The 20853-nt window shown below is 63.2% G+C and carries 18 protein-coding genes, 1 tRNA gene and 1 pseudogene; 9 read left to right on the top strand and 11 right to left on the bottom strand.

The genetic code is table 11. From position 1 onward, the window contains the following. Positions 1–157: 157 nt before the first annotated feature. The 5 genes from IRZ56_RS10755 (at position 158) to IRZ56_RS10735 (ending at position 5942) form a co-directional block, all read left to right on the top strand. Positions 158–1090: a 4-hydroxyproline epimerase gene (locus IRZ56_RS10755; RefSeq protein ID WP_196144921.1), complete on the top strand. Its 933-nt coding sequence runs from the start codon at positions 158–160 to the stop codon at positions 1088–1090. 70 nt (positions 1091–1160) lie between these two features. Further along, complete coding sequence (locus tag IRZ56_RS10750) at positions 1161–2108, top strand: dihydrodipicolinate synthase family protein (protein WP_084858010.1); 948 nt, start codon at positions 1161–1163, stop codon at positions 2106–2108. Positions 2109–2232: 124 nt separating this feature from the next. After that, on the top strand, positions 2233–3810 hold the full coding sequence (locus tag IRZ56_RS10745; protein WP_196144920.1) for an aldehyde dehydrogenase (NADP(+)): 1578 nt from the start codon (positions 2233–2235) through the stop codon (positions 3808–3810). A 108-nt stretch (positions 3811–3918) separates the two neighbouring features. Continuing rightward, a complete protein-coding gene (locus IRZ56_RS10740; RefSeq protein WP_084858012.1) occupies positions 3919–4578 on the top strand; it encodes a GntR family transcriptional regulator in 660 nt (219 codons plus the stop codon). 77 nt (positions 4579–4655) lie between these two features. Beyond that, positions 4656–5942 (top strand): NAD(P)/FAD-dependent oxidoreductase, encoded by a 1287-nt coding sequence (locus IRZ56_RS10735; protein WP_196144919.1) that lies wholly within the window; start codon positions 4656–4658, stop codon positions 5940–5942. 85 nt (positions 5943–6027) lie between these two features. On the opposite strand, the gene IRZ56_RS10730 is transcribed toward IRZ56_RS10735, so the two are convergent. From IRZ56_RS10730 to dapA, 7 genes and pseudogenes are all read right to left on the bottom strand, one after another. Continuing rightward, on the bottom strand, positions 6028–6360 hold the full coding sequence (locus IRZ56_RS10730; RefSeq protein ID WP_196144918.1) for a YegP family protein: 333 nt from the start codon (positions 6358–6360) through the stop codon (positions 6028–6030). A gap of 870 nt (positions 6361–7230) precedes the next feature. Then, positions 7231–7780: pseudogene (locus IRZ56_RS10725) on the bottom strand (POTRA domain-containing protein); the annotation flags it as partial. A 223-nt stretch (positions 7781–8003) separates the two neighbouring features. Next, a tRNA-Ser gene (locus tag IRZ56_RS10720) sits at positions 8004–8093 on the bottom strand. Positions 8094–8185: 92 nt separating this feature from the next. Next, complete coding sequence (gene purC / locus IRZ56_RS10715) at positions 8186–8896, bottom strand: phosphoribosylaminoimidazolesuccinocarboxamide synthase (RefSeq protein ID WP_043213139.1); 711 nt, start codon at positions 8894–8896, stop codon at positions 8186–8188. Positions 8897–8925: 29 nt separating this feature from the next. Beyond that, positions 8926–9684 carry an MBL fold metallo-hydrolase gene (locus IRZ56_RS10710; protein ID WP_196144917.1) on the bottom strand — a complete coding sequence of 253 codons (759 nt, stop codon included), beginning with the start codon at positions 9682–9684 and terminating at the stop codon, positions 8926–8928. Continuing rightward, a complete protein-coding gene (bamC, locus tag IRZ56_RS10705; protein WP_196144916.1) occupies positions 9685–10800 on the bottom strand; it encodes an outer membrane protein assembly factor BamC in 1116 nt (371 codons plus the stop codon). A 17-nt stretch (positions 10801–10817) separates the two neighbouring features. Beyond that, on the bottom strand, positions 10818–11705 hold the full coding sequence (dapA, locus tag IRZ56_RS10700) for a 4-hydroxy-tetrahydrodipicolinate synthase (protein WP_196144915.1): 888 nt from the start codon (positions 11703–11705) through the stop codon (positions 10818–10820). 259 nt (positions 11706–11964) lie between these two features. Between dapA and IRZ56_RS10695 the strand changes: the two genes are divergently transcribed. After that, complete coding sequence (locus IRZ56_RS10695; RefSeq protein WP_196144914.1) at positions 11965–12525, top strand: glycine cleavage system protein R; 561 nt, start codon at positions 11965–11967, stop codon at positions 12523–12525. A 10-nt stretch (positions 12526–12535) separates the two neighbouring features. Further along, positions 12536–13009 carry a peroxiredoxin gene (locus tag IRZ56_RS10690; protein WP_196144913.1) on the top strand — a complete coding sequence of 158 codons (474 nt, stop codon included), beginning with the start codon at positions 12536–12538 and terminating at the stop codon, positions 13007–13009. A 117-nt stretch (positions 13010–13126) separates the two neighbouring features. On the opposite strand, the gene IRZ56_RS10685 is transcribed toward IRZ56_RS10690, so the two are convergent. Both IRZ56_RS10685 and IRZ56_RS10680 read right to left on the bottom strand, forming a co-directional pair. Further along, positions 13127–14197: an AI-2E family transporter gene (locus IRZ56_RS10685; protein WP_196144912.1), complete on the bottom strand. Its 1071-nt coding sequence runs from the start codon at positions 14195–14197 to the stop codon at positions 13127–13129. 20 nt (positions 14198–14217) lie between these two features. Then, a complete protein-coding gene (locus IRZ56_RS10680; RefSeq protein ID WP_043213126.1) occupies positions 14218–14457 on the bottom strand; it encodes a sulfurtransferase TusA family protein in 240 nt (79 codons plus the stop codon). Positions 14458–14575: 118 nt separating this feature from the next. On the opposite strand from IRZ56_RS10680, the gene IRZ56_RS10675 reads away from it, so the two are divergent. Then, positions 14576–16012 carry a M48 family metalloprotease gene (locus tag IRZ56_RS10675; RefSeq protein ID WP_084854501.1) on the top strand — a complete coding sequence of 479 codons (1437 nt, stop codon included), beginning with the start codon at positions 14576–14578 and terminating at the stop codon, positions 16010–16012. Positions 16013–16110: 98 nt separating this feature from the next. Here IRZ56_RS10675 and nadA read toward each other — a convergent pair whose 3' ends face one another. Further along, a complete protein-coding gene (gene nadA, locus IRZ56_RS10670) occupies positions 16111–17169 on the bottom strand; it encodes a quinolinate synthase NadA (RefSeq protein ID WP_196144911.1) in 1059 nt (352 codons plus the stop codon). A 309-nt stretch (positions 17170–17478) separates the two neighbouring features. Continuing rightward, positions 17479–18987 (bottom strand): YdgA family protein, encoded by a 1509-nt coding sequence (locus tag IRZ56_RS10665; RefSeq protein ID WP_196144910.1) that lies wholly within the window; start codon positions 18985–18987, stop codon positions 17479–17481. A 505-nt stretch (positions 18988–19492) separates the two neighbouring features. On the opposite strand from IRZ56_RS10665, the gene IRZ56_RS10660 reads away from it, so the two are divergent. Further along, on the top strand, positions 19493–20845 hold the full coding sequence (locus IRZ56_RS10660; protein WP_196144909.1) for an APC family permease: 1353 nt from the start codon (positions 19493–19495) through the stop codon (positions 20843–20845). Positions 20846–20853 lie beyond the last annotated feature (8 nt).

Below are 20853 nucleotides of genomic sequence, written 5' to 3'. Positions count from 1 at the left end.
TTGATCGCGGGACAAGCCCGCTCCTACAGGGGGCGTCGGCTTACTGGCGATAAAAACGAGTCAGAGGCTTGATTGTATAAAATCTACATTGTATAAAATCTGCAATCCGCCCCACCCCAGCCCTCCGGCTGATGCTTGCAGAGGATCCATAATTTCAATGAAAAGCATCCATGTCATCGACTCCCACACCGGCGGCGAACCCACCCGCCTGGTCATGAGCGGCTTCCCTGCCCTCGCCGGCCAGACCATGAGCCAGCAGCGCGATAACCTGCGCAACGAGCACGATCAATGGCGCCGGGCAACCCTGCTCGAACCCCGCGGCAACGATGTGCTGGTCGGCGCCCTGTACTGCGAGCCCGTTTCGCCGGACGCTACCTGCGGCGTGATCTTCTTCAACAACACCGGCTACTTGGGCATGTGCGGCCACGGCACCATCGGCCTGGTCGCGTCGCTGCACCACCTGGGCATCATCGAACCGGGCGAGCACAAGATCGACACCCCCGTCGGCCCGGTGGAAGCCACCCTGCACAGCGATGGTTCGGTGACCGTGCGCAACGTGCCGGCCTACCGCTACCGCCACGATGTACCGGTGCAAGTGCCCGGCTACGGCGAAGTGCGCGGCGATATCGCCTGGGGCGGCAATTGGTTCTTCCTGGTCTCCGAACATGGCCAGACCCTGGAACTGGGCAATGTCGAAGCATTGACCGCCTACACCTGGGCGATCCTGCAAGCGCTGGAAGCCAACGGCATCTACGGCGAGGACGGCGGCGTGATCGACCACGTCGAGCTGTTTGCCGCTGACCCGCAGGCCGACAGCCGCAATTTCGTGATGTGTCCGGGCAAGGCCTATGACCGTTCGCCGTGTGGCACCGGTACCAGCGCCAAGCTCGCCTGCCTGGCCGCCGACGGCAAGCTCGCACCGGGCCAGGCCTGGGTCCAGGCCAGCATCACCGGCAGCCGCTTCGAAGGCCGCTACGAACAGGAAGGCGAACGTATCCGCCCCTCCATCACCGGCCGTGCCCATGTCACGGCAGACAGCCAACTGCTGATCGATGAGCAGGACCCCTTCGCCTGGGGCATCTGCCAGTAACCCGAGCACGTCGCCTTACGACGCGACACCCCTGACCACCAACCTGAATGAATGCTTCAAGGAGCCCACAATGACTGACAATATCTTCACCGGCTGCATTCCTGCCCTGATGACCCCCTGCACCCCAGAACGCAAGCCCGACTTCGACGCGCTGGTGAAAAAGGGCCGTGAGCTGATAGATATCGGCATGAGCGCGGTGGTGTACTGCGGCTCCATGGGCGACTGGCCGCTGCTGACCGAAGCCGAGCGCCAGGAAGGCGTGGCGCGCCTGGTGGCCGCCGGCATCCCGACCATCGTCGGCACCGGCGCGGTCAACTCCCGCGAAGCGGTTTCCCACGCAGCCCATGCCGCCAAGGTCGGTGCCCATGGCCTGATGGTCATCCCGCGCGTGCTCTCCCGCGGCTCGTCGATCCCGGCGCAGAAGGCGCACTTCAAAGCCATCCTCGAGGCAGCGCCGAACCTGCCGGCGGTGATCTACAACAGCCCCCACTACGGTTTCGCCACCCGCGCCGACCTGTTCTTCGAACTGCGCAGCGAGCACCCGAACCTGATCGGCTTCAAGGAGTTCGGTGGCGCGGCAGCCATGAGCTATGCGGCCGAGTTCATCACCTCCAAGGACAACGAAGTGACGCTGATGGCTGGCGTGGATACCCAGGTGTTCCATGGCTTCGTCAAGTGCAACGCCACCGGCGCCATCACCGGCATCGGCAACGCCCTGCCGCGTGAAGTGCTGCAACTGATCGCCCTGTGCAAGCAGGCCGCCGCCGGCGATGCCAAGGCCCGTCGCCTGGCGCTGGAACTGGAAGGCGCCCTGGCCATCCTGTCCTCGTTCGATGAAGGCGTCGACCTGGTGCTGTACTACAAGCACCTGATGGTGCTCAACGGCGACAAGGAATACACCCTGCACTTCAACGAGACCGACGTGCTGAGCGAATCCCAGCGCCGCTACGCGGAAAACCAGTACGCGCAGTTCCGCCAGTGGTACGCCAGCTGGGTAGCTGAAAACAACCTGGCCTGATCCCACGCCGGCTTCATCTCCCTGAGGCGGCACGCCTGTCGGCGTGCCGTCTTTCTCCCCCGCCCTTGCCTGCCCGTCACGGCCTGGCGCGGGAACCCCGTCTTCTCGACCTCAGGAGAGCCCCATGAGTCTTTCAGGTAACCTGCTGATCGGCCAACGCGCCGTTGCCGGCACGCAAACCCCGGTCCATGCCATCAACCCTGCCACCAACGAGCGGCTCGAGCCGGCCTACCTCGGTGGCAGCCGCGAGCATGTCGAGCTCGCCTGCAGCCTCGCCTGGGACGCGTTCGACCGCTATCGCGAGACGTCGCTGGAAGCCCGCGCGGTCTTCCTCGAACGCATCGCCCAGCACATCGAGGCCCTCGGCGACACGCTGGTCCAGCGCGCCGTGGCCGAGTCCGGCCTGCCGCAAGCGCGTATCCAGGGCGAGATCGGCCGCACCTGCTTCCAGCTGCGCACCTTCGCCCGCACCGTGCGTGCCGGCGAGTGGCTGGACGTGCGCGTGGACCAAGCCCTGCCCGAACGCCAGCCCCTGCCACGCCCCGACCTGCGCCAGCGCCATATCCCCTTGGGCCCGGTGGCTGTGTTCGGTGCCAGCAACTTCCCCCTGGCCTTCTCCGTGGCCGGCGGCGACACCGCTTCGGCCTTGGCGGCGGGCTGCCCGGTGATCGTCAAGGCCCATAGCGGCCACCCCGGCACCAGCGAACTGGTCGGCCGTGCCATCCAGCAGGCGGTGCGCGAGTGCGACCTGCCCGAAGGCGTGTTCTCGCTGCTGTACGGCTCGGGCACCGAAATCGGTATCGGCCTGGTCAACGATCCACGTATCAAGGCCGTGGGCTTCACTGGCTCGCGCAGCGGTGGCATAGCCCTGACCCAGGCCGCCCAGGCACGCCCGGAGCCGATCCCGGTGTATGCCGAGATGAGCTCGATCAACCCGGTGTTCCTGTTCGAGTCGGCCCTGCGCAACCGTGGCGCCGCGCTGGCCGAAGGCTTCGTCGCCTCGCTCAACCAAGGCGCGGGCCAGTTCTGCACCAACCCTGGGCTGGTCATCGCTATAAAAGGTGAAGCCCTGGACGCCTTCATCACCACCGCCGCTGACGCCATCATCAGAAGCCCGGCCCAGACCATGCTCACCCCGGGCATCTACAACGCCTACAACAACGGCGTCCAGGCCCTGGCCAGCAATGCCAATGCCCACCTGCAGGCCAAAGGTGTCGCAGGCGACGGCCACAACCAGTGCCAGTCACACTTGTTCGTCAGCAGCGCCAGCGACTTCATGCGCGACCACGCCCTACAGGCCGAAGTGTTCGGCTCCGCCTCGCTGGTCGTCCAGTGCGATGACCTGGCCCAGGCCAGGCAGGTAGCCGAGCAGCTCGAAGGCCAGCTCACCGCCACCGTGCATATGGACGCTGCCGACAGCGAAGCGGTCGCCACCCTGCTGCCGACGCTGGAGCGCAAGGCCGGGCGAATCCTGGTCAATGGCTGGCCGACCGGCGTGGAAGTGTGCGATGCCATGGTCCATGGCGGCCCGTTCCCGGCCACCTCCGATGCCCGCAGCACCTCGGTGGGCACTGCGGCGATCCTGCGTTTCCTGCGCCCGGTGTGCTACCAGAACGTCCCGGACGACTTACTGCCGCCAGCGATCAAGCAGGGCAACCCGCTGAACCTCCGCCGCCTGGTGAATGGCCAGCGAGAGCACTGACCGGCCATTGGCAGACCTCCACCGACAGCCCCGCGCCACGTCGGTGGATGCTGCCAGGCCCTTTTGCATACAATATGCAAATTCCAACCGGGTCCCTGAACAGTAACTATGGCTAGCTTCAAGACACGTGCCCAGCACGTTGCGGACGATCTTCGCAAACGGATACTCAGCGGCGAATTCAAAGGCGCCACCCAGCTGCGCCAGGACGCGCTCGCGCGCGATTACGACGTCAGCCGCATTCCGGTGCGCGAGGCGCTGCTGACCCTGGAGGCCGAAGGCCTGGTGGAATTCCACCCCCACCGGGGCGCGTTCACCACCGAACTCTCCACGGCCACCATCCGCGAACTGTTCGACTTGCGCGTGCTGCTCGAATGCAGGGCACTGGCGCAGGCCATTCCGAAGCTGACCCCAAGCGAACTGGACCGCGCCGAGCGCCTGCTGGACCAATACGACGCCGCACTGGACTCGGGCAGCGATATCGACAACTGGAGCGAGCTGAACTTCGCCTTCCACACTGCGCTCTACTCGCCCGCCCAATTGCCGGAAACCCTGGCGATGATCACGCACCTGAACACCAAGTGCGACCGCTACATCCGCATGCAACTGCTTTATACGCGGGAGATCCAGAAAGCCGAGAAGGAACACCGCGAGCTGCTGGAGTTCGCCCGCGACAAGAACATCGAGGCGGCCTGCCGCCTGCTGGACCGCCATATCCGCGAAGCCTGCGAGGGCATCGTTGCGGTCCTGGAAAACAGCTTGAACCACTGACCCCGCGCCCTGGGCATTTTTCCGGGGCGTGGTTCGGACAAACCAATTGTATAAAATCTACGATCACGAGGTAGCGGATGCATTCAGACGAACTTCACCGTGCCGCCAGCAACGACGCCTATGACATCGCCGTGGTCGGCGCAGGGGTCGTAGGCGTCGCCTGTGCCCTCGCTCTATCCCGCCAAGGGCACCGCGTGCTGGTGCTGGATCGGGACGAACCGGGCAAGGGCGCATCGTTCGGCAACGCCGGCCACCTGGCCACCGAACAAGTGTTCCCCATTGCCGACGTGTCCATCCTCAAGCGCCTGCCGGCCATGCTGCTGGACCCGATGGGGCCGCTGCGCCTGGACTGGCGTTACCTGCCCAGGGCCCTGCCCTGGTTCACCCGACTGTTGCTGAATCTGCGCCAGCGCCCCTACCAGAACAGCGTCGCGGCCCTGCGGGCCTTGAACGAAGCCAGCCTGGATGCCTGGCGGCGCCTGCTGGCGTCGGTGGGCCACACGCAGCTGCTGAAGGAAGACGGCTCCCTGCTGGTGTTCGAGCGCCCCGAGTCCCGGGCTGCGATCGCGGCCGTCAAACAGAAGATGCAGGCCCAGGGCGTGCCCGTCGAGTTCTGGGATGCCGCCGCCGTCCAACGCACCGCGCCGCAGTTGGCCGAGTCGATCCAGGGCGGGCTGTTCTTCCCCGCGACCGGGCATTTCATCGATCCGCACCTGGTAGTGACGACGCTGGTTCAGGCCGCCCGGGAAAACGGTGTGCGCTTTGCCCAGGAACACGTCGACAGCGGCCAATTGGTAGCGGACGGTGTGGCGCTACGCACCGGCAGCGGGGAGGTTCGTGCCCGCAAGGTGCTGATCGCCTGCGGCGCCCATTCGGCCAAGCTCACCCGACAACTCACCGGCAAGACAGTCCCACTGGATACCGAGCGCGGCTACCACCTGATGCTGCCCCACGAGCACGACCGCCTACCCCTGGCCGTGACCTTCATGGAACGACGCTTCATCATGACGCCTATGCAAGGCGGTCTGCGCCTGGCAGGCACCGTGGAGTTCGCCGGGCTGGAGCGCGCGCCCAACATGCAACGTGCCTGGCAGCTTCATCGCCTGAGCCAGGGCCTGTTCAAGAATGAATTGAATATCGAAGCCGCGAGCACCTGGATGGGCTTTCGCCCTTCCCTGCCCGACTCATTACCCGTGATCGACCAGGCCTGCGACGGCCGCGTGCTACTCGCCTTCGGCCACCAGCACCTAGGGCTGACCCAGGCGGCGACCACTGCGGAAATGGTGGCGTCCATGGCCGGGGCCGTGTCCATCGAGGGCAAACCGCTACCAGCGTTCGCGCCCTACCGGCTGGATAGGTTCTAGCCTGTACGGATTGTGCAGGCTGAACAGGGTTCCACGTTTCATGGTTGAGCCAAGCCCCTAAGGGTCCGGCTCAACCAGACACCGCTTAGGTGAGATCTTTCACCGTTTTCGAAACACCATTGTTTTGCACCGACACGATGCCCGCATCTCGGGATTGTGACGTGGTGTACATCTGGCTCGTGCCAATGATCTGATGGTTGGCGGCCTTCAGATTGAAGTAAAACTTGCCATTGGCAGACTCCCGCTTTTCGTAACGCTCGGCCGACGGGCTGTTCGTCTGGACCGAGGCAATTCCATTTTCGGCTGACTTCTTCGCCTCATACAACTCGCTGGTGAGGATGACCTCCCCGTTCCCTGCCTTCAATACGAATCTCACTTGATCGTTGCTGCTTTTGCTCAGTTCGAACCAGCCGGCCATAGGCGCTCCTTGGTGTGATGCGACAGTGTTGACGACATCGAATACCTTTCATGCCTTTCGAGTATGCACAACCTGTTGGACATTTCCATTAACAGCGCAACGGCGCAAGCACTGGCTGTTCGGTCACCTCAAGAACACGCTCTGCGTACCGATCGAAGAATCCATATCACCTCTGAAGTAAGCCCGTGGGCCCACCGAGGGGCGTACTGGCAATCGTCAGTTTGCATACTTGGCTGCACCCTAACCAGGCCTGCTTTGATCAAGCCGAGCAGACATCTAGAGCCTTTTGCACCATTAAAACCTCAATAGTTTCTTTCAAGCAATCTCAACTGTACTCTCGCCTAGAATATATAAAACCACTAAGAGAATCCAACTCTCGCTTAGAGCCTTTCGCGCAAACGCACTCGATATCAATTCTATTGATAGCGTGCTTTTTCCCTCCCATTGCGTCAAGATTGGTAGCTACAACTTCAAGACTTTCCAGATCGAACTCTGTTGGTTCACGATCAAGATAATATCGAATCAACACCGAACCATTTTCATTGTACCCGACAGCAACAGCTCTAATATCAGGGTAGATTTCGCCAAGGAGCGCAATTCGAAAACATGCCACGAGCCAATCGGGTAGCTGCGCAGTAAATAGCATCTCAATTCCCATCCAAATCACTCGAGCCAGCTTTGACCGCCGTGTACTGATCGCTGCAACTGGCCTCACCGCTATTCTTGCAGCCTTCGAACCAAGCCCCGGTCTTACTGACCCTGATAGCTTCGTATTTTTCGAGCGTACCAACGCGACAACCAGCAGGATCCTGGGCGCTACGGCAACCGACCAATTCCTCCGCAAACTGCTCTATCTCCTAATGTTTTAGATAGTTGGCTACCGCCCGCTTTTTCACCTGGCCTCAATTCCATCTGTGTCTTATTCGATGGCAGACGATTCAACTGGTCGACCATCTGTTCAAGTTCACGCAGATTGAGAAGCTCGCCAGGCGCACAGGGAAAGGACATGGCCAATTCGCGCTCGGAAAGGCCATTCCCCTTCTCAGGACGCACGTCTTCCACCCGCCCCTCTACGACCAATACTCGCAAGTGGCCGCTAGAAAGATCTTGTTGTGGCAAATAGGCACGGCTGGTGACCAACCCAAGGGCCAAATAATGGTCAGTGGGCTCTGAGCAAAGCATTGAGTTCGGCAACACCCAGGCATTGCCCAACGAAAGGCTTGAGCAGCTTGTCGCGCTCGAAGGTCGACAAACTCTCGGCTCCCTTGAGTTCGATAGTACGAATGGTAAAACAGCGCGCGTCTTCCGAATGTGCGGGAAGTGCAGGAACTGAAGATTGGCCCGGAAGGTTGCGCAGATCATCGAGACGACGCTGTTGCTCTTTCAGCAGACGATTCTGGCGTTCTCGGATCAGGTCTTGGACAATGTTATTTTGCCCTCATAATGATGATGGCAATTTAATATCAAACTACCGTGCTCGTTTTCGCTTCACTGGGGATCGGCAGGCGTACGCCCGGCCACACATCTCTACAAACTCAAGGGCGAGAGCGAGGGCTTTCCAAATGTTCCCTAAACGCTACCCGTAGAAAACACAAAGCCCCCGACTCCTTATCAGGAATCAGGGGCTTCGCGTTTCACATGTATGGCGGAGAGATAGGGATTTGAACCCTAGGTACTGTTGCCAGTACAACGGATTTCGAATCCGTCCCGTTCGACCACTCCGGCATCTCTCCAGTGGCGCGCATGATACCAGCGATTTCGTGAAAGGCAAACCCTTCTTTGAAAAAAATTCGCGTGGTATCAGACGCTTGCGTGAGCGAGGCGCTTAGAGCGGCACGCCCAGACGCTTGGCCACTTCCTCGTAGGCTTCGATGACATCACCGAGGCCCTGGCGGAAGCGGTCCTTGTCCATCTTCTTGCGGGTTTCCTTGTCCCACAGGCGGCAGCCGTCGGGGCTGAACTCGTCGCCCAGGACGATCTGGCCGTGGAACACACCGAATTCGAGCTTGAAGTCGACCAGCAGCAGGCCGGCGTCATCGAACAGCTTGCTCAGCACTTCATTGACCTTCAGCGACAGCTGCTTCATGGTCGCCAGCTGCTCGGCGGTGCCCCAGCCGAAAGCCACGACGTGGGATTCGTTGATGAAGGGGTCGCCCTTCTCGTCGTTCTTCAGGAACAGCTCGAAGGTGGACGGCTCCAGTTTGATGCCCTCCTCCACGCCCAGGCGCTTGACCAGGCTGCCGGCGGCGTAGTTGCGCACCACGCACTCGACCGGGATCATGTCCAGCTTTTTGACCAGGCATTCGTTGTCGCCCAGCAGCTTGTCGAACTGGGTCGGGATGCCGGCTTCTTCGAGCTTCTGCATGATGAAGGCGTTGAACTTATTGTTCACCATGCCCTTGCGGTCCAGCTGTTCGATGCGCTTGCCGTCGAACGCCGAGGTGTCGTTACGGAACAGCAGGATCAAGCGGTCGGCGTCGTCGGTCTTGTAAACCGATTTGGCCTTGCCGCGGTAGAGTTCTTCGCGTTTTTCCATGATGGGCTCCGCTTGCTTGAGTAGGTGGGCTAGGCGATTTCGCGCCAGTCGAGCCCGTGTTCCTGGTTCGCCACCTGGAGCCAGTCCGGGTCGCACCCCAAGGTGTCGACGAAGCACTGGCGGGCCAGTTGTGGCCGGTTGTTCTTGCTGCTGAGGTGGGCCAGCACCAGGTGTTGCAGGTGTTTCCAGCCCAGCTCGGCCACCAGGCTCGCGGCCTGGTGGTTGTTCAGATGCCCCTGGTTGCCGCCGACCCTGAGTTTCAGGAAGTGCGGGTAATGCCCTCGGGCCAGCATGTCGCGACAGTGGTTGGCCTCGATCAGCAGGGCGTCCAAGCCTTGGTAGCGGTCCAGCAGATAGCTGTCGTAGGAGCCCAGATCGGTGAGCATGCCGAAACGTCGGCGGCCATCGCTGAACACATACTGCAGCGGCTCGAACGCATCATGCTCGACCCGTGCCGCGCTGACTTCCAATGCGCCAATGCGCAGGCTGTCGCCACAACGAAGGAAACCGGTCGCCTCCACAGGTTTGCGCATGCCGCGCAAGGTGCCCTGGCTGAGATAGACCGGTACATTGTAGCGCCGCGCCAACAGCCCCACCCCATGCACGTGGTCGGCATGTTCGTGGGTGACCAGCACCGCGCTCAGCTGTGCCGCGGACACGCCGAGCAGCGCCAGGCGCCGCTCGGTCTCGCGCAGGGAAAAACCGCAATCGACCAGGACGAAGGTGTCGTCCTGGGCGATCAGTGTGCCGTTCCCCTGGCTGCCGCTTCCAAGTACCGCGAAACGCACTTAGCCCAGGTGGTCCTGGATCATGCTCAACACGCGGCGGGCCACATCGGCTGGCGCCACGGTGTTGATGTTCTTCTCGACGGTGACCTGCACGTTCTCGCCCACCTTGCTCAGGCGAACCTGGTAGCGCTCGGCACGGGCTTCACGCTCTTCCTTGGACGGCTCGCTGCCGAACATGCGGCCAAAGAAGCCCGGCTGGTCCTGCTTGTCGTCGGGTTTCTCGGACAGGTTGATGTAGTACAGGCCCAAGCTGCGGTTGATGTCCTCGACGCGCCACTCGCCCTGCTCCAGGGCACGCCCCACGCTGGACCAGGCGCGGTCCAGGTCGGCGCCCAGGTACAGCACCGGGTTGCCGCTGCCGTCTTCGCTGAGGCTGACGCGGCTTGGCGCGTCGAAGTCGCGGGCGGCGAGCAGGGAAACCGAACCGCCTTTCTCGGCGCTGCGGTTCATGCTGGCCAGCATCTCGTCGACCAGCAGGGCGTCAGCGCCGGTGTTGGTGGAGCTGGACGGGAATTCAGGCTCGGCGGAGCTGCCGGCCGGGCGCTCGACGCTGACGATGTACACCTCGGAGGTGTTGCGCTGCACGCCAGGCTCCATGCGAACGCGCACGCGCACTTCGCTGTCGGGGCTGCTGGAGGTGCTGGCCAGACGCTGGCCGAGGGACGCGGACAGCTCGTCGAAACGCTGCCAGGTGGTGTTGAATTCACCGGTCTGCGGGCGCTCTTCGGCGATGCGCAAGCCGTTGTCCTCGAAGAACTGGCGGGCCACCGGCCAGACTTCGGCCGGGGCGCGCCGGGCCAGCACCCAGCGGCTGCTGCCGCTGCGCTGCAGGGTGAAATCGCTTGCTTCGGCCGCTGCGGTCAGCGGCTGCGGACGGGGCACCTCGAACTCGCCGCTGGCGTGATCGTCGGCGACGTTGCGCGGGATCGGCAGCAGCGGGTCCAGGCGTTTGACGTTGCTGGCGTCCGGCGGCAGCTGCATCGGCGCGGTGGGGTGCGCCTGCAGGTAGTCGCTGCCGCGGTCGCGGAAATAGCCATCCTCGCCCCACAGCCAGCCGCAACCGCTGGTGCTGGAGATGATCAGGGCAAGGGTGGAAAGACCAGCCAGTCGCTTCATGCGGTGTACTTCCTCGATTAAACCAGTACGCCGGACTGGCGCAGGGCCGCACGGACTTTTTCGTGGCAGCCTTCGCTCAGCCAGGTCAGCGGCAGGCGGATGCCCTTCTGCATCAGGCCCATTTCCACCAACGCCCACTTCACAGGGATCGGGTTGGCTTCGCAGAACAGGGCTTTGTGCAGCGGCATGAGTTTATCGTTGATTGCGCGGGCCTTCTCGGCATTGCCCTCAAGGGCGGCCTCGCACAGGTCGGCCATTTCGCGCGGGGCGACGTTGGCGGTGACCGAGATGTTGCCCTTGCCGCCCATCAGGATCAGCTCGACGGCGGTCGGGTCGTCGCCGGACAGGACGATGAAGTCCTTGTCGACGCCTTCGAGGATGGCCTTGGCGCGCACCAGGTCGCCGGTGGCTTCCTTGATGCCGATGATGTTCTTGACCTTCGACAGGCGGATCACGGTCTCGGCCTGCATGTCGCAGGAGGTGCGGCCGGGCACGTTGTAGAGGATCTGCGGGATGTCGACGGCTTCGGCGATGTGCTTGAAGTGCTGGTACAGGCCTTCCTGGGTCGGCTTGTTGTAGTACGGCACCACCAGCAGGCAGGCGTCGGCACCGGCATTCTTGGCGTTCTGGGTCAGGTGGACGGCTTCGGCAGTGGAGTTCGCACCGGTACCGGCGATGACCGGAACGCGGTGGTTGCTGCGCTTGACGCGCTCGACCACGTGCTTGATGACCAGGATGTGTTCTTCGACATCCAGGGTGGCGGACTCGCCGGTGGTGCCGACCGCGACGATCGCGTGGGTGCCTTTTCCCAGGTGGAAGTCTACAAGCTTGTCGAGGCTGTCCCAATCAAGACGCCCTTGTGCATCCATGGGTGTGACCAATGCCACCATACTGCCCGCAATCATGTAACTGCTCCTGCCGGAAAAAGAGAGCGGTAATGGTACTGGCGCCATCGGCCTTGCACAAGCGAAGCAGGTGGGCGGAGCATTCCCCTCGGCGCCGCTTTTCGCTACCCTTCTCCCTTTGATCGGCGCAGCGTGGCCCGCCGGGCCGTCGACAATGCTCCGCGCCAGCGTCCACGACCTCGATTGCGAGCCCGGGGCCCTGCCGACAGGAGGCTTTCGCCTGTCCTGTGCCGACCGCTCATCGCTTTAGGAATGCTGCATGTCCACCCCCACCGTCCGCGAACAGTTCCTCGTCATCAGTGCCCTGGGGCCCAACCCCATGGAGCTGGCCAATGTCCTCAGCCGCGCCGCCTTCGACAATCGTTGCGCGGTGATCACCTCGCGTCTGACCCGCCACGGCGAGACCAGCGCCGTGGTGCTGCAGGTCGGTGGCAGCTGGGATGCCCTGGCACGCCTGGAGGCCGTCCTGCCGGGCCTGGCCAAGAAGCACGGCCTGACCCTCGACGTGGTGCGCAGCGCCGACCAGGAAGTGCGCCCGCAAGCCCTGCCCTACGTGGCCTACGTGAGCGCCGCCTATCGCCCGGACATCGTCAGCGAGCTGTGCCAGTTCTTCCTCGACCACCGCGTCGAGCTGGAAAGCATGACCTGCGACACCTACCTGGCACCCCAGACCGGCAGCAGCATGCTCAACGCCCAGTTCACCGTGATCCTGCCGGCCGGCACCCAGATCAGCTGGCTGCGCGACCAGTTCCTGGACTTCGCCGACGCCCTGAACCTGGATGCCCTGATCGAACCCTGGCGCCCACAGAACCCCATGTAAGGAAGCTCCCATGGCCGTAGCACTCGACCAACCCGTCGCCGATTTCCAGGCCCAGGCCACCAGCGGCCAGGCCATCAGCCTTGCCGGCCTCAAGGGCAGCCAGGTGGTGCTGTACTTCTATCCCAAGGACAGCACCCCGGGTTGCACGACCGAGGGCCAGGGCTTCCGTGACCAGCACGAGGCCTTCCAGGCCGCCAACACCGTGGTGTTCGGCGTGTCTCGCGATGGCCTCAAGTCTCATGAGAACTTCAAGGCCAAGCAGGGCTTCCCGTTCGAGCTGATCAGCGACAAGGACGAAGCCCTGTGCCTGCTGTTCGACGTGATCAAGCTCAAGAAGCTGTACGGCAAGGAATACATGGGCGTGGACCGCAGCACCTTCCTGATCGACAAGGAGGGTGTGCTTCGCCAGGAGTGGCGTGGGGTGAAAGTGCCCGGGCATGTGGATGCGGTGTTGGCCGCGGCACAGGCGCTGGATAAGGCTTGAGATCGATGGGGGCTGCCTTGCAGCCCTTTCGCGGCACAAGGCCGCTCCTACAGAGCATGCAATTTCCTGTAGGAGCGGCCTTGCGCCGCGAAAGGGCCGCAAAGCGGCCCCCATGCCTTAGAGCAGCGGCGCCACCGAAGGCTCCTGCCTCGGCCACGCATCCAGCACTGCCTTGAACAGCGTCGCCAGCGGAATGGCGAAGAAGATCCCCCAGAACCCCCACAGCCCGCCAAACAGCAGCACCGCACAGATGATCGCCACCGGGTGCAGGCTGACCGCCTCGGAGAACAGCAACGGCACCAGCACGTTGCCATCGAGCGCCTGGATGATCGCGTACACCGCCATCAAGTAGATGAACTGGTCGCCCCAGCCCCACTGGAACAGCGCGATCAAGGTCACCGGCACAGTCACCACCACGGCCCCGACGTAGGGCACCACCACTGATAACCCCACCAGCAAGGCCAGCAGCGCCGCATAATTCAGCCCCAGGCTGATGAAGGCGATGTAGGTGGCGATGCCGCAGATCAGGATCTCGATACCCTTGCCGCGGATGTAATTGGCGATTTGCCGGTTCATCTCGTCGCCCACCCGGTTCAACAGGGTGCGCTGGCGCGGCAGGTAGCCACTGGCCCAACGGGCGATGAGCTCGCGATCCTTGAGAAAGAAGAACACCAGGATCGGCACCAGTACCAGGTAGATCATGGCGTTGACCAGCAGCGGCAGGCTAGACAGGGAGAAGGTCAGCGCCCACTGGCCGAACTTGCCGATCTCGCCACGCACCGACTCGATGGCGCGCAGCACCTGCTCGTCCGACACCAGGTGCGGGTACCGCTCGGGCAACAACAGCAACAGCGACTGCCACTTGCCCAGCATGCCCGGCAGCTCGTTGAACAAAGTGATCAACTGGTGCCAGAGCAGCGGCACCAGCACCAGCATGAACACTGCCAGGGCGCCCATGAACAGGGCGAATACCACCCACACCGCCAGCCGGGTCGGCACGTGCAGGCGCTCAAGGGCATTGACCAGGCCCTGCATGAGGAAGGCCAGGACCATGCCGGCCAACACCGGTGCGAGCATCCCGCCCAAGGTCAGCACCACGGTGAAGGCCAGGAACAGCAGGACCGCCAGCACCACTGCCTCCTCATCGGAGAAGTAGCGCTGCATCCAGTCGCGAAGCACTTTGAACATTGACGATCCTTGGGGTGGGCTCAGGCCTTGCGCAGCCAGTAGGTGTAGACGCCGGCCTCGGCGGTTTCACGAAGCAGCGTATGACCGGCGAGCTGGGCAAAAGTGCGGAAGTCGCGCTGGGAGCCGGCATCGGTGGCGATCACCTTGAGCACCGCGCCGCTGGCCAGGCGGTTGAGTTCCATCTTCGCCTTGAGCAGCGGCAACGGGCAGTTCAGCCCGCTGGCGTCCAGCTCGGCGTCGCAGGTCGGGGTGTCAATCATCCGGTAATCTCCTGGCGGGGCAATCTAGCATTGCAGACAAGTTCGGTAGGATAACGCCACTGGTCGCCAACGTGTGAGCCGGCTACAGTAGGCTTTTTGACCGACGCGAGCTTCATGCATGAATCTACTGCGCCCTACCCTGTTGACGCTGGCCTGCCTGATGGCCCTACCCGGCCACGCCGACGACCTGCCGTCACTGGGTGACGCCAGTTCCGCGATCGTCTCGCCTCAGCAGGAGCATCAACTGGGCCGGGCCTGGCTGAGCCTCTTGCGCGGCCAGGTCAACCAGCTCAACGACCCGCAGCTCAAGGACTACGTCGAGACCAGCGTGTACAAGCTGGCCGAGACCAGCCAACTGCAGGACCGGCGCCTTGAGTTCATCCTGATCGACAGCCGCGAGCTCAACGCCTTCGCCGCTCCAGGCGGGATCGTCGGGGTCAATGGCGGCCTGTTCCTCAACGCCCAGACCGAAGGCGAATACGCCTCGGTGCTGGCCCACGAACTGGCGCACTTGTCCCAGCGCCACTTCGCCCGCGGCGTCGAGGCCCAGCAGCGCATGCAGCTGCCGATGATGGCAGCGCTGCTGGCTGGTATCGTGCTGGCGGCAGGCGGCGGTGGCGATGCCGGCATCGGCGTGATCGCCGGCACCCAGGCCGCGGCGATCCAGGAACAGCGCCGCTTCTCCCGGCAGAACGAACAGGAAGCCGACCGCATCGGCATTCAGAACCTGGAAAAAGCCGGCTACGACCCGCGCAACATGCCCACCATGTTCGAGCGCCTGGCCCGCCAGTACCGCTACGACGCAAAGCCTCCGGAATTCCTGCTCACTCACCCGGTCACCGAGTCGCGTATCGCCGACACCCGCAACCGTGCCGAACAGGCGCCCAAGGGCGGCGTTGAGGACAGCGCGCGCTACCAGCTGATCCGCGCCCGCGTCGCCTTGATCTACGAAGGCACGCCGGGCCTTGCCGCCAAGCGCTTCCGCGCCCAGCTCGACGAAGACCCGAAACTCGATGCCGCACGCTATGGCCTGGCCATCGCGCAGATCAAGGGCGGCCAGCTCAACGAAGCGCGGGCCAACCTGCAGCCGTTGCTGGCCAAGGCGCCGAACGACATCACCTACAACCTGGCCCAGGTCGACCTGGACATCACCAACAACCGCCTGGCCGATGCCCAACAACGTGTCGAGCGCCTGCGTGCGCTATACCCGAGCAACTATCCGCTGCAGCAGGTCCGCGCCGACCTGCTGATCAAGCAGAACCGCCCGGCCGAAGCCGAGAAGGTGCTGGACGACCTGATCAAGCGCCGCCCCTACGACCCGGACGTGTGGTACGACGTGGCCGAAGTGCGCGGGTTGTCGGGCAACACCATCGGTCTGCATCGGGCCCGCGCCGAGTACTTCACCCTGGTGGGCGATTTCGACCAGGCCATCCAACAGTTGGACTACGCCAAGCGCCGTGCGGGCAGCAATTTCCCGCTGGCGTCGCAGATCGACCAGCGCCAGCGGGAGATCCTGGAGCAGCAACGGATGGTCAAGGAAATGATGGGGCGCTAGGTTGGCGCGCAAGGCCGCTCCCACAAGGGATTCGCGCTCCCCTGTAGGAGCGGCCTTGTGCCGCGAAAGGGCTGCAAAGCAGCCCCGCTGATATCAGCTCAAGCGTTACCGGACAGCTTCAACCGCGCAGCCTGGGTGAAGTCCAGCATCCGGTTCAACGGTTTGATCGCCTTGGGCACCAACGCCGGGTCGACGAAAATCTCGTTGCTGCCCTTGCGCAGGCAGTCAAGGGTGCGCTCGAGGGTGTTCATCGCCATCCACGGGCAGTGCGCACAACTGCGGCACGCCGCGCCGTTGCCGGCGGTGGGGGCCTCGACGAACGCTTTGTCCGGGCACAGCTGCTGCATCTTGTAGAAGATGCCGCGATCGGTGGCGACGATGAAAGTCTTGTTCGGCAGGGTCTGGGCGGCCTTGATCAGCTGGCTGGTGGAACCCACCGCGTCGGCCAGCTCGATCACCGACTCCGGCGACTCCGGATGGACCAGAATCGCCGCATCGGGGTACAGCGCCTTCATGTCGGCCAACTGGCGCGACTTGAACTCCTCGTGGACGATGCAGGCCCCGTCCCACAGCAGCATGTCGGCGCCGGTCTGCTTCTGGATATACCGCCCCAGGTGCTGGTCCGGCCCCCAGATGATGGTCTCGCCGTTGTCCATCAGGCTCTCGACGATTTCCAGGGCGCAGCTGGAGGTGACGACCCAGTCGGCCCGCGCCTTCACTGCCGCCGAGGTATTGGCGTAGACCACCACGGTGCGCTCGGGGTGCTGGTCGCAGAACGCCGAGAATTCCTCCACCGGGCAACCCAGGTCGAGGGAGCAGGTGGCTTCCAGCGTCGGCATCAGCACGCGCTTTTCCGGCGTGAGGATCTTCGCGGTCTCGCCCATGAAGCGCACACCGGCCACCACGACCGTACTGGCGGGGTGGTTCTTGCCGAAGCGGGCCATTTCCAGGGAGTCGGATACGCAGCCACCGGTCTCCTCGGCCAGCGCCTGGATCACCGGGTCGCAGTAGTAGTGGGCGACCAGAACGGCGTTCTGGGCCTTGAGCTCGGCCGCGATGGCCGCACGGTATTCGGCCTCCTGCTGCGGCGTCAGCGGGTTGGGCTGCTTGGCGTCAAGATGGGCTTGAACCAACAGGCGTTCGGAAATCTGGGTCATGATCACGGGACCTGCGGGCGCTTATGCGCGTCACTCGAGTGTATCACCCGGCCCTGGCAGGTCGGCTAAAGGTGCCGGATGGCCGGCCTGGCCATCGCGGCCCACCTGCGGGCACGGCGTATTATCGGAGGCCGAAGGCTACAGACAATCGAGGCAATGCAAAAGGGCTTTTTGTGGCTCCGGGGTTGGCACCGGAGCCCGGCGGCGGCCTGCCCCGGCCCTATCGCGGGGCAAGCCCGCTGCTACACAGGCCACCGTGAACTTGCGGGAGGGCGAATCATCCCCCCGCAAGGCCTCGTACGATGGGCTTCAGCCTTGCGGCGACAGTGCCGCCAGATGGGCGTTCAGGAGCATGGCGAATTCTTCTACGGTCATCTTGCGGCCATTGAAGTCGACCATGCCATCGGCGTAATCCAGGCGAGTGATCACGTTGTCGCCCTCCACCGTAGCCATGCCACTCTGCAGCGCCATCATGCCGACCATCTCCCCAGCCTGGCTGGACTGCTGGGCGATGGCCTGGGCGTCGGTCTGCCCGTCGAGCAGTGCCTGCAACGTAGCCAGGTCCCCGACCATCGGCTTGGAGACAGACAGCTTGCCCTCCAGGCGGGTGACGATCTGCTTGCCCAGCTGGTCAGCCGGCAAATCGAAGGACGCTGGGCTGGCCAGGTCGACCGCCAGGTTGAAGCGGCTCTCGCCATTGGCGGTCTTGAACGACAGGTTTTCCAGGGCCAGTTGCGGCTTGGCGGCGAGCATCTTCTGCACGTCGGCCTGGACTTTGGCCTGCTCCTCGGGGCTCAGGTCGAGCGAGGGCAACTGTTCACCTTGCGCGGCAGCCTGTTGGATTTCCGGCATGCGGGTCTGGTACCAGGCGAGCAGCGCCTGCATGGCCGGGATGTCCAGGGACTTCATGCTCCAGACCATCTGCCCGCTGCCCACCGCACGCCCGGCATAGGTGATGTCGGCGACCTTGTATTCCAACCGGCCGGAGAGCTTGTCCCCACCGTCGGCGTCGTAGCGGTTGTTCTGCTCCAGCCCCTTGAGCACCAGGACATCCTGCTTGTCACCCAGGGTGACCTGGGTCTCGGCCAACGCCATGTCGAAGGTGCCGACGTACACCATGTCATGGCCGGTGCCCTTGAGATCGCCGGTGACCTTGAAGCCATTGAGCAAGAACTTGACCGGGGCCTGATCGGCACCGACCAGGTTCATTTCCAGGCGCTCGGCCTTGCCATCGATGCGCACCGCCTTGCCCTCGCGGTCACCCCGCAGCAGCACACGCATGCCGGAGAAGTCCAGGTTGCTGCCATCATCCTGGCTGAGCTTGAGCGGCGCCAGGCGGATGTCGCTGGACAGGCTGCCGTCGTAGCCCAGGCTCACCTGGCCGGTTACCGGCGACTGGTCGCCCGCCGCTGCGAACCAGGAGGCAGTGAAGTCATCCTTGTCCAGTTGGCTGTTGCTGGTGGCCATGACCGGCGCCAGGTTCAGGCGCTTGACCCGCGACCAGGGGAACGGGCCATGTTCGATCTGGTCGGTCACGCCCAAGTCGAAGTTGAGCGGCTCGCCTTCGCCGAGCCAGACATTCTGGGCCTTGAGGCGGTAGTGGGCGGTACTGGTGAAGAAGTGCTGCTCCAGCGAGACCAGTTCAATGGTCATGCTGCCGCCGGTGCCGGCCATGGCCTTTTTCAATTCCTCGTTGCCCTGGGCGACGGAACGCTCGAGCTCCGCGGGCAGCTGCTTGCCGGTGTACCAGGCGCCGGCGGTGGTGGCGAGGGCGATGGCAACGGCCAGGCCGGAAAGAATGCCTACTGATTTCTTCATGAATAGAACCGATTGCTGTCCATATGGGCGGATGCGCAGCGGGCGACGCCACGCGGGAGGCGAAGATTATCACTGCTGGCAAGCTGATGCCTGACCCGCGACGCTCGAAACCATGGATCGTAAATTTTTACGAACACAAAAATCGATATAGGCCTTGATAAACCCTATAAAAAGACAAGAAGCACCTAAAAATCACGATAAATCTTCATCAAAGTTACATCTTGTCACGTTTCACTTGACACAAACTCGCCCTTCGTTTTTTATTTTTCACACCCGCCCAGCGCCTACAAACGAAGAAGAACTGCGCCGATGCTCATGACACCTGTCCGCCCTAGCCCCCACGCGCCGTCTTCGACGCCCAGGCCCTGCCAACTCTGATACAGGCGCTCGTCGCGCCCCGATCCGCTCCTACAACAAAAGGTGAACAACATGGAGCCCACCCGCTCGCCCTTGCCGTGCCTGCCGTACACCGTGCCCGTCGTCCAGCCCCTGGAGCGCCGCCCGCATGCAGCCTGACCACAGCGCCAACGGCAACGTCCAGTTCCGCAAGTCCCTGCGCTTGTGGCAGGTGGTCATCATCGGCCTTGCCTACCTGACGCCGATGACCGTGTTCGACACCTTCGGCATCGTCTCTGGCATCACCGCCGGGCATGTGCCCAGCGCCTATATCCTGGCGCTGCTGGGCATCCTCTTCACCGCGGTGAGCTATGGCACCTTGGTGCGCCGCTTCCCGCAGTCCGGCTCGGCCTACACCTACACTCAGCGCGCCATGAATCCGCACATGGGCTTTCTGGTGGGCTGGGCCTCGTTGCTGGACTACCTGCTGCTACCGATGATCAACGCGCTGCTGGCCAAGCTGTACCTCTCGGCCATGTTCCCGGAAGTGCCGCAATGGATCTGGGTAGCAGGCTTCGTCACCTTGATCAGCCTGATCAACATGCGCAGCATCAACTGGGTGGCAAGCTTCAACGGCCTGTTCGTCGCCGTGCAGGTGGTGATCATGGCGGTGTTCGCCTACCTGTGCATACGCGGCCTGAACCAAGGTGAAGGCCTGGGCACCAGCTGGACCCTGGCGCCGTTCGCCGACGACCAGACCCAGCTCAACACTCTGATCGCCGGCGCGACCGTGCTGTGCTTCTCGTTCCTGGGCTTCGACGCGGTCACCACGCTTTCGGAGGAGACCCGCCAGCCGGAAAAGGTCATCCCCCGCGCGATCTTCCTGGTCGCCCTGATTGGCGGCGCGATGTTCATCTTCATCTCGTTCTACATCCAGGCCTACTTCCCAACCATGGCGCGCTTCCACGACCAGGAAGCCGCCCTGCCGGAAATCGCCCTGTATGTCGGCGGCAAGCTGTTCCAGTCGATCTTCCTGGTGTGCACCGTCATCAACACCATCGCCTCGGGGCTGGCGTCGCAGACCAGCGTCTCACGCCTGCTGTACGTGATGGGTCGCGACAATGTGATCCCTCAAGGCCTGTTCGCCCGCCTGCACCCACGCTACAAGACGCCGGTGCTGAACATCGCCGTGGTCGGCCTGATCGCACTGTCGGCGATCTTCTTCGACCTGGTGACCGCCACTTCGATCATCAACTTCGGCGCACTGGTGGCCTTCAGCTTCGTCAACCTCTCGGTGATCAGCCATTGCTACCTGCGCGAAGGCCTGAACAAAGGCCTGGCGAACAAAATCAAATACCTGGTACTGCCCACCATCGGCTTTTGCATCATTGCCAGGCTCTGGCTGAACCTGGATGTGCACTCGTTGCTGTTCGGCGGCGTCTGGGCGCTGGGGGGCGTGCTATACCTTGCCTGGTTGACCAAGGCGTTCCGGGTAGCGCCACCGAGCTACATAGCCGAATGAGACTGCCT

It is taken from the genome of Pseudomonas guariconensis (genome assembly GCF_015680235.1).
In the GTDB taxonomy this organism is placed as follows: Bacteria; Pseudomonadota; Gammaproteobacteria; order Pseudomonadales; family Pseudomonadaceae; genus Aquipseudomonas; species Aquipseudomonas guariconensis_A.
Note: the sequence above shows the minus strand (reverse complement) of the source record. Positions and strands in the feature narration are given on the sequence as shown.